The sequence below is a fragment of the Streptomyces melanosporofaciens genome, assembly GCF_900105695.1.
GTDB classification, from domain to species: Bacteria; Actinomycetota; Actinomycetes; order Streptomycetales; family Streptomycetaceae; genus Streptomyces; species Streptomyces antimycoticus.
This window is the reverse complement of record NZ_FNST01000002.1, coordinates 7525432-7536893: the sequence shown is the minus strand read 5'-3', so window position 1 is coordinate 7536893 and position 11462 is coordinate 7525432. Positions and strand designations below refer to the sequence as shown.

Sequence of the window (11462 nt, the reverse complement as noted above, 5' to 3'; positions counted from 1 at the left end):
TGATTCACGCATGGAGCACCAATCGCACGATAGATTCGTATCCATGGCAGACGTTCCCACCACACCACCGGTACTCGACGACGCCGACCTCGATCTGGTGGCCGCCCTGCAGGTGGCGCCGAGAGCGCCGCTGAGCGCGCTGGCCGAGGTGCTCGGCAGCTCGGCCAGCACCGTCGGCCGCCGGCTGACCCGGCTCGGGGAGGAGCGGCTGCTGCGGGTGATCGGGCAGGTGGAGTGGCCGATGCTGGCCGAGGGCAATCCCATGCACCTCTGGGTGGCCACGGCCCCGGGGCAGGCGTGGCAGGTGGCCCGGCGGCTGTCCGAGCTGCCCGAGATACCGTTCGTCGCCACGACCACGGGCCGCACCGATGTCTACTGCTCCCTGCACGCGACCCGGCGCGACCGGGCCCGGGAGCTGCTGATGACCCGGATCCCGTCCGTCCCCGGTGTGCGGTCGGCCCATACCGAACTGGTGCTCAGGGCGACGGCGAAGTCCGACTCCTGGCGGCTGCGGCGGCTGGACGACGCCCAGGTGGGGGCACTGCGGGAGGTCGCCGATCCGGTGGCGGAGCCCACCGCCGTCACCGAGTTCAGCGATGACGAGCTGCGGGGCGTGGAACTGCTGCGCCGGGACGGCCGGGCGAGCGCCGCCGATGTGGCGCGCGGTCTCGGCATCAGCCGGTCCACCGCCTACCGGCTGACCCAGTCGCTCCTCCAGCGCGGTCTGGTACGGCCCCGGGTGGAGATCGAACCGGCGCTGCTCGGCCATGCGCTGGAGGTCGTGATCGAGCTGCATGCCGCGCCCGGGGCCATCCAGGAAGTGGCCGACGCGCTGGCCCGGCATCCTTCGGCGCGCTATGTCTCGATCGTCGCGGGCACCTCCTCGGTGATCCACCACGGGGTGTTCCGGGACGAGGACGGCCTCGCCGACCTGCTCACCCGCGATCTGGGGAAGCTCCCCGGCATCACGGCCTGCGAGGTGTCGGTGGTCCTGGATGTGCTGCGCCGGTACTGGATCGGCCGGGAGGACGGAAAGTTGCTGAGCCAGGACCGATGAGTTCTGTGCGGCGGGCCGGTCTGATGGTGACGACACCTTCCCGCTCGCCGAGGAGAGACCATGAGCGACACCGAGATCACCGTCACCCGGGACCTGGACGCACCGCGCGAGACGGTGTGGCGGGTGTGGACCGAACCGGAGTACTTCGCCCGCTGGTTCGGCGCCGCCCCCGAGTCCGTCGCCCTCGACGTCCGGCCGGGCGGCGCCTGGACGGCGAACGTCGCCACTCCCGGGGGCGAGATGCCGATGCGCGGCGTCTACCGCGAGGTGGTCGGCCTGGAGCGGCTGGTGTGGACCCTGGACCTTCCGCAGGGGGTCATGGAGATGACCGCCACCTTCGCCGAGCTGGGCGACGGCCGGACCCGGGTGGTGCTCCGGCAGCCGGCCCCGCCGCAGGAGCAGTGCGCCCAGGCCGAGGAGGGCGCCGCCCAGCTTCTGGACAGCTTCGCCAAGGTGCTCGCGTCGGTCTGAGCGCTCGCGTCGGTCTGAGCGCTCCCGTCGGTCTGAGCGCTCCCGGTCACTCCCCCGGCGGCGGCCCATCCCACTCGATGACGTCCACCTCATCGCCGATCGCCAGCTTTCCGGCGCGGGTCACGGAGAACTGGCAGCCGAACAGGGTGGCGCCGTCCGGGCCGCGCCGGTAGCCGGCCAGGGTGCGCAGTGGCTCAGGACCCGCTTTGACGCCCTTGTTCTGATCGACGGTCGTCACGACGCACCGACCGGTGCGCTTGGCGAAGCCCAGCTCGGCGCCGCCGATGGCGATCCGGCGGATCCGGTCCTCCCGATGGGGTTCGTCCCATCCGCCGAGCACAATGCCGGGGCGGAAGCGGTTCATCGGCAGTGCGGCGCCGCCCGCCTCGGCGATTCGCCTGTTCAGCCCGTCCAGGCTGGCCCGGGAGACGAGGTGTACGGCACCGCTGTCGGCGTAGCCGCAGGTGCCGGGGATCCAACCTTCGGTCACCCGGTCGTGCTCCGGGGGGACCCGCACCAGCCTGCTCGGCGCGCCCAGCGCCTGCGATAGCCACGTGGCGGCCTCATCGCCCTGGTCGATCCCGAGGAAGGGGTTGTGGAACAGCTTGACCTCGCGCCGGGCGGAGGTGGTGTCGATGTCGATGGCCACCTCGCCCTCGCCGGGTGCCGACAGGGTGAGCCGGGTGCCGTCCAGGTCGATGGCGGGGCGGATGACGGCGAGCCGGGGATCCCGCCGCTGGGTGCGGCACTCTCCGTCCTCGCCTATGACCATGAAACTGCGGTCGTGTCGCAGACCCGCCTCCGTCAGCAGCGCATCGGATACGGGAACACCCGCGCATCCCTTGACGGGATAGGAGGTCAGCTCGACAACGGTCGCCACACGGCAACCCTACCCGGGGCCCCGCCCGGGGGTCGCGTCGCCGATCGGCCGGTCGGGGCGCGCCTTGCGCCCTCGCCCGGTGCCCGACCGGCGTTTCATGGCACGTCCCGGCTCCGCCATGCGCCCCCGGCCCGGCGTCCGGCGGCGGGGCGTAGCGCGGAGTACGGCGAATGACCCACCGCGTACGGCCGGTGACCACCGGCATATGGCGTAGGCGCGCTGCGCCTCCCCGCCGACAGGAACCCAAAACCGGCCGTTTCCCTGGAGCGGCGGACGAGATCGCGGGAAAAGCACGACCTCCGGCGTCGCCCGGGGTACCGGACCGGCGGGGTGAAGGGTGCTGATTTCGGGGCCGCCCCTGAGAGCGGCTCGAAGGGGGGAAGTCGATGTGAGGCAATGATATGCGCGGGGGCGCGGTTCCCGCTATACACAGACCGCGTGATTCTCCGCCAGTTCCCCGCCACCATGACGACCGGCTGATTTCGGAGAACTGCCGCGGTGCACGGGCGCTCGGCGAGGCGATGCACGACAAGAGATACGGTAAACGCCAAGTCAAGTCCGTACGTACACCCGCGAGTTGGTCCAGTCGTCAAGCGACTCCCCCTGTCCGCGGGCCATACCGGATGCCGGAGAAGGGACGAGCCGGGGCCGGGGTTCCGCACCCGGCACCCTCGATCCCGCACCATCTCCCCTCGCGTCTTCGCCCACGCCGCCCCCGACCCCGACCGGCCCCGCCGCTGAACGCCGCGGTCGGCGGCACGCGCCCGTAGATACGTTTCAAGGACCGGCCGCACCCAGGGAAACGCCACCGAGCCCGCCGGGCGCATTCGCTCATGCGTCCCCTCTTCCCCCACTCCACCGCAAGGCCGTCCTATTTCCCGCCCCTCGCTCTGCCTCCCGCTCTCCCCTCTCTCCTCCACTCCCCGGCATTCTCCGGTTGTCGGCAGGAAGAGCGGAACGGCCAGTTCCAGCGCGGTGCCGCGCGGTTACGGCCGCCCGCCGCGGCCCGGCCGCCAAGCGGCCGATCTTGACCGGGCGGCGACGCAATAGCGCCGAGGAAGATCCCGTGCCGCACGTCCGGCCCCCACCGGGCGCCGTATTGAGCCGCCCGCCGCTCGTCCGGGCTTCAACCGTCCATGCCCCGGCCGCAATTCGCCCGGCCCGCCGCCCGGGATCGGTCACCGATCATCCGGAAACGAATCCGGCGGAATAGCGTCCGCCCCCTCCGGCGCCCCGGAGAATCATTTCCCGCCGTACGAGGACGTCCAGCGAGGCCGGATCGCCCGCCTCCGGCCCGGCCCGCCGGACCCGCCCCGCCGGCGGCCGTGCGCCCCCGGCCCTCCATGCGCCTCCCGCCATCCAACTGACGGAGCGTCATCGGATTCCGGGGTGGCACCGGGCGGCGCACGGCCGTCCATGAGGCCCCCTGCGCCTTGTGACCAGCGGGGCCGGGCTGCGGTACTCGTACAGCCCGCCGGGTCCTCCGGAGGGCACGTCGAGAGCCGTTGTGTCGAGAGGAACCAGCCTCATGGCCGTACGAGGAAGTCACCGACGCCCCGCATCGCCCAGCCGGGTCTCCCCGCTGTGTGCGGCCCTCACCGCCGGCGGTGTCGGCATCGTCCTGCCGCTCCTCGGCACCGGGCCCGCCCATGCGGCCTCGGTCGGCACCTGGGACCGGGTCGCCAAGTGCGAGAGCGGGGGCAACTGGCACATCAACACCGGCAACGGCTACTACGGCGGGCTGCAGTTCTCCCAGCACACCTGGGCAGCGTTCGGCGGCACCGCCTACGCACCGCGGGCCGATCTGGCGTCCAAGGCCCAGCAGATCACCGTGGCGGAGGTGGTCCTGCGCAAACAGGGCCCGGGCGCGTGGCCGGTCTGCTCCGTCCGCGGCCGGCTGAGCCGGTCCGGGCCGCCCGCCGAGGTGGCGAGCCGCGGCGCCGAACCCCGCGCCGAGCACCCGGCCGAGCCCGCCAAGAAGTCGGCCAAGTCCGCCGCGAAGTCCCGGGCCCGGCAGCACACCGCCCGCGCGGCGTCCGGCTCGTACTCGGTCGTCCGCGGCGACACGCTGTCCCGCATCGCCACGCGTGCGTCGGTCAGCGGTGGCTGGAAGGCGCTGTACCACGCCAACCGCGGGACCATCGGCCCCAATCCCCATCTGATCCACCCGGGGCAGCGGCTGGCCCTGCCCTCGGGCGCCCGGCACCAGCGCAAGGCGGCGCCCCGCCATCGCGCCTCGGCCATCTCGAGCCACACGGTGGTCCGCAAGGCCGCCGCCCGCCCGCATACGGCCCCGGTCAGCGGGACGGTCAGCGCGGCGTACGGCCTCCGCGGCGCCCGGTGGGCGAGCGGCCATCACACCGGCGTGGACTTCGCGGTCCCCATCGGCACCTCGGTGCGCGCGGCCGCCCCGGGCACCGTGGTGGCGGCGGGGTGGGGCGGCGCCTTCGGCTACCAGGTGATCATCCGCCACGCCGACGGCCTCTACACCCACTACGCGCATCTGTCGGCGCTGACGGTCCGCACCGGGCAGTCCGTCGAGGCGGGCCGCCGGATCGCCCGGTCCGGCAACACCGGGAACGCCACGGGACCGCATCTCCACTTCGAGGTCCGTACCGGTCCGCACTACGGGTCCGATATCGACCCGCTCGCCTATCTGCGCTCACGCGGCGTCGGCGTCTGACGGCTCACACCGGACGCACGGCGCCCCTCACGAAGGTGTCCGGCGGATCGTGACGCCTGCGGCAGGCTGCTCCCCTCCGCCCCCGGCAACGGGAAGGGGCGGAGAGGGGAACGACCCGCCGGACACCCCATAGGTCCATCTCCAGGGGGTGGGGGAAGGGGAGGCCGCCCGAGGCACGGCTCGGGCGGCCTCCCGCCGTTCGCGCGGGGATCGGTCAGTACCAGATCGCGGCGGACAGCCCGGTGTCCGCCTCCTGAGGCGGATCGGGAAGGCTCCGGGCGGTCCGGAGCGCGATGCGCCGCGCGCTCCAGGCCGCCACCGCCGCGTCCAGGACGTCGTCGGACGGCACCCGGCCGGCCGGTCCGAGGTCGTCGGGCAGGACGATGCCCTGGTCCTCCAGCAGCCGGCGGCGCACGGCCTGGCCGTTCCAGCCCTTCTTGCTCCAGGCCACGGGCCGCCCCTCGTCGATGGCGGCGAAGGAGACCTCGGGATGAACCTCGTAGAGCCGGTGGTCGCCCCCGTCGCGGCAGGCATTGGCCTCGCGCAGCTTCGCGGCCAGCCCCCAGGTCTGACGGCTCAGCCCCTGACCGGTCAGGGAGCGGCAGCGCCGATTGGCCTCGTCGAAGTCCTCCGCCTCCCAGACCCCGCGCGGCGGTACGGGAAAGACCCGGGAGCGGTGCGGGGCCACCATCGCGACGGCCAGAGCCTCCGCCTCGCGCCATCCGGCCGTCAGCAGTCCCAGCGGCATGTCGACCGCGACCACGGCGGCGTCCGGAAGCCGGCCGAGCAGCTCGCTCAGCCCGCCGGCGGTATCCGCCCCGGCGAACTGACCCTCCTCGCACAGCGTCACGGCCACCCAGCCGGTACGGCAGGCGTCCACCCCCACGACGGGTGATCCGGCGCATCCGGGTGCGAGCGGGGTGTGAAAAGCATCGCGGCGGGAACCCATGCGCCGTATCCGACCATGCCGATGGGCCGGTGCGGGGCAGAACGGCGCGAAAGGACGGGCGATGGGCGTACGTACATGGATTCAGGAGTGGCCCGTCTACCGCCAGCTGACCGGAAGCGACCCACTCGGCCGCGGCGCCGCCGCCACCTCGGCCGCCACCCGTGGGCAGCGCCCCCGCACCGTCACCGCCGACAAGGTGGTCAAGTCGGTGTGCCCCTACTGCGCGGTGGGGTGCGCCCAGAACGTCTATGTGAAGGACGAGCGGGTGGTGCAGATCGAGGGCGACCCCGACTCACCGGTCAGCCGCGGCCGGCTGTGTCCCAAGGGCTCGGCGTCCCTCCAGCTCACCACCGGCGAGTCCCGGCGCCACGAGGTGCTCTACCGCCGCCCGTACGGCACCGAATGGGAGCGGCTGGACCTGGACACCGCGATGGACATGGTGGCCGAACGGGTGGTCCGCACCCGCCGCGAGGGCTGGCAGTGGGAGCAGGACGGGGTCAGCGTCAACCGCACCCTGGGGATCGCCAGCCTCGGCGGCGCCACCTTGGACAACGAAGAGAACTACCTCATCAAGAAGTTGTGGACGGGGCTCGGGGTGATCCAGGTGGAGAACCAGGCCCGGGTCTGCCACTCCTCCACCGTCGCCGGGCTCGGCACCTCCTTCGGCCGCGGCGGCGCCACCACCTTTCTGCAGGATCTGCAGAACTCGGACTGCATCGTGATCGAGGGCTCCAACTTCGCCGAGGCCCATCCCGTGGGCTTCCAGTGGGTGATGGAGGCCAAGGCTCGCGGTGCGAAGGTCATCCATGTCGATCCGCGCTTCAGCCGCACCAGCGCGCTGGCCGATCTGTATGTGCCGATCCGGGCCGGCACCGACATCGCCTTTCTCGGCGGCATCATCAACCATGTGCTCACCGGCGGCCATGACTTCCGCGACTACGTCCTGGAGTACACCAACGCCTCGACCATCGTCGGCGAGGACTTCGAGGACACCGAGGATCTGTCGGGGATCTTCTCCGGCCTCGACCCGGAGACCGGCCACTACGACATCTCCACCTGGAGCTACGAGGGCGCCCGGGTCCAGGCGCCGCAGGGGGCGCCCGACGAGCTGTACGAGGAGCGCACCGGCCGTGGCGCGTCCCTCTCGACCGCCGCCCAGTCCGAGTCCCATGGCTCCGGCGGCGCGCCCGTCCATCCGGACGTCCCCACCGACCGCACCCTGCAGCATCCGCGCTGCGTCTATCAGGTCCTCAAGCGCCACTTCTCCCGCTACACACCCGAGATGGTCGAGGAGACCTGCGGGATTCCCCAGGACACCTTCCTGGAGGTGTGCCGCGCGCTGGTGGAGAACTCGGGCCCGGACCGCACCTCGGAGTTCGTGTACGCCGTCGGCTGGACCCAGCACACCGTGGGCGCCCAGTACATCCGCACCGCGAGCATCCTTCAGCTGCTGCTCGGCAACATCGGCCGCCCCGGCGGCGGCATCCAGGCGCTGCGCGGCCACGCCAGCATCCAGGGCTCCAGCGACATCCCGACCCTGTTCAACGTGCTCCCCGGCTACATCCCGATGCCGCATGCCCATGCGCATGAGGACCTGGACACCTTCGTCGAGGCCGTCAAGACCGACAAGGGGTTCTGGGGCGAGATGCGCTCCTATGTCGTCAGCCTGCTCAAGGCGTACTACGGCGACGCCGCGCACGCCGGCAACGACTACTGCTTCGATCATCTGCCCCGGCTGACCGGCTCCCACAGCACCTACCACACCGTGAGGGAGATGCTGAACGGAGTCTGCAAGGGCTTCTTCCTGATGGGTGAGAACCCCGCCGTGGGCTCGGCCAACACCAAGATGCAGCGCCTGGGCATGGCCAACCTGGACTGGCTGGTGGTCCGCGACTTCTCCCTCATCGAGTCCGCCACCTGGTGGAAGGACGGACCGGAGATCGAGACCGGCGAGCTGCGCACCGAGGACATCGCCACCGAGGTGTTCTTCTTCCCCGCCGCCGCCCACACCGAGAAGTCCGGCTCCTTCACCAACACCAACCGGATGCTGCAGTGGCATTTCGCGGCCAAGGAGCCGGACGGCGAGGCGCGCAGCGATCTGTGGTTCATGTACCACCTGGGCCGGCTGGTCAAGGAGCGGCTGAAGGACTCCACCGACCCCATGGATCGGGCCGTCCACGATCTGGCCTGGTCCTATCCCACCGAGGGCCCGCTCGCCGAGCCCAGCGCCGAGGCGGTTCTGGCCGAGATCAACGGCCGCGACGCGCGGGGCGCGCCGCTCAGCGCGTACACCCAGCTCAAGGACGACGGCTCCACCTCCTGCGGCTGCTGGATCTACTGCGGGGTGTACGCGGACGGCGTCAACCAGGCCGCCCGCCGTAAACCGCATACCGAGCAGGACTGGATCGCCGCCGAATGGGCCTGGGCCTGGCCCGCCAACCGGCGCATCCTCTACAACCGCGCCTCGGCCGATCCGGCGGGCCGGCCGTGGAGCGAGCGCAAGGCGCTGGTGTGGTGGGACGCGAGCCAGGAGCGGTGGACCGGCCATGACATCCCGGACTTCATCCCCGACCGGGCGCCCTCCTACCGCCCGCCCGAGGACGCCCGGGGCCCGGACGCGCTCAGCGGAGTGGATCCGTTCATCATGCAGGCCGACGGCAAGGGATGGCTGTACGCCCCGGCCGGGCTGGTGGACGGTCCGATGCCGACGCACTACGAGCCGCAGGACTCACCGGTGCGCAATCCGCTCTACCCGGAGCAGCAGCGCAACCCGGTCCGGGAGGTGATCTCCGATGAGCACAACGCCTTCCATCCCAGCGGGGGCGAGCCGGGCAGCGAGGTGTTCCCGTACATGATCACCACCTACCGGCTCACCGAGCACTTCACGGCGGGCGGGATGAGCCGCTGGACGCCGTATCTGGCCGAGCTGCAGCCGGAGTTCTTCTGCGAGGTCTCTCCCGAGCTGGCCCGCGAGCGACATCTGGAGCACACCGGCTGGGCGACGCTGGTCAGCGCGCGCGGGGTGATCGAGGCCCGGGTGATGGTCACCGAGCGGATGTCCCCGATCAGGGCCGGGGGCCGCACGGTGCATCAGATCGGGCTGCCGTACCACTGGGGCCCCAATGGCTACACACGCGGGGACGCCGCCAATGAGCTGTCCGCGATCGTCCTCGACCCGAATGTCCATATCCAGGAGGTGAAGGCGCTGAGCGCCGACATCCGTCCCGGCCGCCGCCCCCGCGGCCCGGAGCTGACGGCTCTACTCGAAGACTATCGGCGGCGCGCCGGGATCACGGCGCGGACCGGAACGGAGGTGCGGGGATGACCGACACCTCCCGGCGCTCATCACTGATCGGCCGCAATCTGCTGGCCGGAGCCGAACCGGACGTGGCCGGGGACGCCGGACACGACGGCCATCCGCCCCGGGTCGGCTTCTTCACCGACACCTCGGTGTGCATCGGCTGCAAGGCGTGCGAGGTGGCGTGCAAGGAGTGGAACGCCATCCCGGAGGACGGGCTGGACTTCACCGGCATGTCCTTCGACAACACCCAGGGCCTTGACGCCTCCAGCTGGCGCCATGTGGCCTTCATCGAGCAGAGCAAGCCGCTGGGCCGGGCCGAGGCGGCGGTCGACCACAGCGATGTCGATGTGCTGGCCCTCGCGGCGCAGGGCTCCGGGACCCCGGTCGGGGAGGCGGCGATCACCCCCACCTCCCCGGCACCGTCCCCGTCCGCCGACGGGCAGACCGGGCTGCGGTGGCTGATGGCCTCGGACGTGTGCAAGCACTGCACCCACGCGGCGTGCCTGGACGTCTGCCCGACCGGTGCGCTCTTCCGCACCGAGTTCGGGACCGTGGTGGTCCAGGACGACATCTGCAACGGCTGCGGCTACTGCGTGGCCGCGTGTCCGTACGGGGTCATCGATGTGCGGCCCCAGGACGGCGGGGCCCATAAGTGCACCCTGTGCTACGACCGGCTCGGCGCCGGCCAGGAACCCGCGTGTGCCAAGGCGTGCCCCACCGACTCCATCCAGTTCGGCCCCCTGGACGAGCTGCGCGAGCGCGCCGCCGCCCGGGTCGAGGAGCTGCACCGGGTGGGCGTGGAGGATGCCCGGCTGTACGGACACGACCCGGAGGACGGTGTCGGCGGCGACGGTGCCTTCTTCCTGCTGCTGGACGAGCCGGAGGTCTACGGGCTGCCACCGGACCCGGTCGTCACCACCCGGGATCTGCCCTCGATGTGGCGGCACGCGGGCGCCGCGGCACTGACCCTGCTCGGCGGCGTGGCCGCCGTGTTCGCGGCCCACGGCGGCATGAGCGGACGCCGTACCGGAAGGAGGGGCCGATGAGCGAGTCGGACGTCACCCGTGACGGCATCCGCGGCGCCCGGCCGGACCGTGACGCGCTGGTGGGCAAGGGGATGGAGAACGGCGAGCGGCGCCGCCGCAAGGGCGGAAAGGGCCGCAAGGGCGATCAGTCAATGGTCCCCCGGGCGGAGTTCACCTCCTACTACGGGCGGCCGGTGCTGAACCCGCCCACCTGGAGCGCCCGGGACGTCGCGGGCTATCTCTTCCTCGGCGGGCTCGCGGGCGCCGGCTCGGTGCTCGCGGCGGGCGCCGAGCTGACCGGCCGTCCGGTCATGGCCCGCGCGCTCAAGGTGTCCTCGGTGGCCGCCCTGGCCGGCTCCACCGCCGCGCTGATCCACGACCTCGGGCGCCCCGAGCGGTTCGCCAATATGCTGCGGGTCTTCAAGCCCACCTCGCCGATGAGCGTCGGCTCATGGCTGCTGATGGTCTACGGCCCCATCGCCGGCGCGGCCGCCGCCTCGGACCTGGCCGGGCGGCTGCCACGCGCCGGCCGGGCGGCCACGGTGGGCGCGGGGCTGCTGGGCCCGGCAGTGGCCTCGTACACGGCGGTGCTGGCCGCCAACACGGCCGTCCCCGCATGGCACGACGGCTACCGCGAAATGCCGTTCGTCTTCATCGGCTCGGCCGCCACGGCGGCGAGCGGCATGGCCCTGCTGGTCTCGCCGGTCGCCGAGAACGCCCCGGCGCGCGGGGTCGCGGTCCTCGGTACGGCGCTGGAGACCGCCGCCGTCAAGGCCATGGAACGGCGGGTCGGCGTGGTCGCCGAAACCTACCGCGAGGGCCGGGCGGGCCGGCTGATGCGCGCCGCCGAGGCACTTTCGGCGGCGGGCGCCCTCGGCGGCGCCCTCCTCGGCCGCCGCAATCGCACCGCCGCGGCCCTCAGCGGTGCGGCCCTGCTGGCGGCCTCCGTCTGCACCCGTTTCGGGGTGTTCCACGCCGGGATCCGGTCGGCGGAGGACCCGAAGTACACGGTCCTGCCCCAGCGGGAGCGGCTCGACGCGCGACGGGAACGACCCGACGCACAGCGGGACCGGCCGCAGGACGGCTGACCCGCCGC

General features: G+C 72.3%; 8 protein-coding genes. 6 read left to right on the top strand and 2 right to left on the bottom strand.

The window, feature by feature from the left end:
• The first annotated feature begins 43 nt into the window (after positions 1 to 43).
• Both BLV72_RS35070 and BLV72_RS35065 read left to right on the top strand, forming a co-directional pair.
• Positions 44 to 1057 carry an Lrp/AsnC family transcriptional regulator gene (locus BLV72_RS35070; protein ID WP_093467422.1) on the top strand — a complete coding sequence of 338 codons (1014 nt, stop codon included), beginning with the start codon at positions 44 to 46 and terminating at the stop codon, positions 1055 to 1057.
• A 60-nt stretch (positions 1058 to 1117) separates the two neighbouring features.
• Complete coding sequence (locus tag BLV72_RS35065) at positions 1118 to 1528, top strand: SRPBCC family protein (RefSeq protein WP_093467421.1); 411 nt, start codon at positions 1118 to 1120, stop codon at positions 1526 to 1528.
• A gap of 46 nt (positions 1529 to 1574) precedes the next feature.
• On the opposite strand, the gene BLV72_RS35060 is transcribed toward BLV72_RS35065, so the two are convergent.
• A complete protein-coding gene (locus tag BLV72_RS35060; RefSeq protein WP_093467419.1) occupies positions 1575 to 2408 on the bottom strand; it encodes an MOSC domain-containing protein in 834 nt (277 codons plus the stop codon).
• A gap of 1528 nt (positions 2409 to 3936) precedes the next feature.
• Here BLV72_RS35060 and BLV72_RS35055 point away from each other — a divergent pair.
• Positions 3937 to 5091 (top strand): transglycosylase family protein, encoded by a 1155-nt coding sequence (locus BLV72_RS35055; protein WP_093467418.1) that lies wholly within the window; start codon positions 3937 to 3939, stop codon positions 5089 to 5091.
• Positions 5092 to 5305: 214 nt separating this feature from the next.
• Here BLV72_RS35055 and BLV72_RS35050 read toward each other — a convergent pair whose 3' ends face one another.
• On the bottom strand, positions 5306 to 6040 hold the full coding sequence (locus BLV72_RS35050; RefSeq protein ID WP_093467416.1) for a DUF429 domain-containing protein: 735 nt from the start codon (positions 6038 to 6040) through the stop codon (positions 5306 to 5308).
• Between the two features lie 61 nt (positions 6041 to 6101).
• On the opposite strand from BLV72_RS35050, the gene fdh reads away from it, so the two are divergent.
• The 3 genes from fdh to nrfD are packed head-to-tail and all read left to right on the top strand — an operon-like array spanning position 6102 to position 11454.
• Positions 6102 to 9365, top strand: coding sequence for a formate dehydrogenase (gene fdh / locus BLV72_RS35045; RefSeq protein ID WP_093467415.1), 3264 nt, complete (start codon positions 6102 to 6104; stop codon positions 9363 to 9365).
• Positions 9362 to 10387: a 4Fe-4S dicluster domain-containing protein gene (locus tag BLV72_RS35040; protein WP_208905825.1), complete on the top strand. Its 1026-nt coding sequence runs from the start codon at positions 9362 to 9364 to the stop codon at positions 10385 to 10387. Before fdh ends, BLV72_RS35040 begins: the two co-directional genes overlap by 4 nt.
• Positions 10384 to 11454 carry an NrfD/PsrC family molybdoenzyme membrane anchor subunit gene (gene nrfD, locus BLV72_RS35035; RefSeq protein ID WP_093467413.1) on the top strand — a complete coding sequence of 357 codons (1071 nt, stop codon included), beginning with the start codon at positions 10384 to 10386 and terminating at the stop codon, positions 11452 to 11454. Before BLV72_RS35040 ends, nrfD begins: the two co-directional genes overlap by 4 nt.
• The last annotated feature ends 8 nt before the right edge of the window (positions 11455 to 11462 follow it).

Excerpts from the sequence above, each read along its gene's own strand:
- BLV72_RS35070 (WP_093467422.1), top strand. The coding sequence starts at position 44 with ATGGCAGACGTTCCCACCACACCACCGGTACTCGACGACGCCGACCTC.
- BLV72_RS35065 (WP_093467421.1), top strand. The coding sequence starts at position 1,118 with ATGAGCGACACCGAGATCACCGTCACCCGGGACCTGGACGCACCGCGC.
- BLV72_RS35055 (WP_093467418.1), top strand. The coding sequence starts at position 3,937 with ATGGCCGTACGAGGAAGTCACCGACGCCCCGCATCGCCCAGCCGGGTC.
- BLV72_RS35050 (WP_093467416.1), bottom strand. The coding sequence starts at position 6,040 with ATGGGTTCCCGCCGCGATGCTTTTCACACCCCGCTCGCACCCGGATGC.
- fdh (WP_093467415.1), top strand. The coding sequence starts at position 6,102 with ATGGGCGTACGTACATGGATTCAGGAGTGGCCCGTCTACCGCCAGCTG.
- BLV72_RS35040 (WP_208905825.1), top strand. The coding sequence starts at position 9,362 with ATGACCGACACCTCCCGGCGCTCATCACTGATCGGCCGCAATCTGCTG.
- nrfD (WP_093467413.1), top strand. The coding sequence starts at position 10,384 with ATGAGCGAGTCGGACGTCACCCGTGACGGCATCCGCGGCGCCCGGCCG.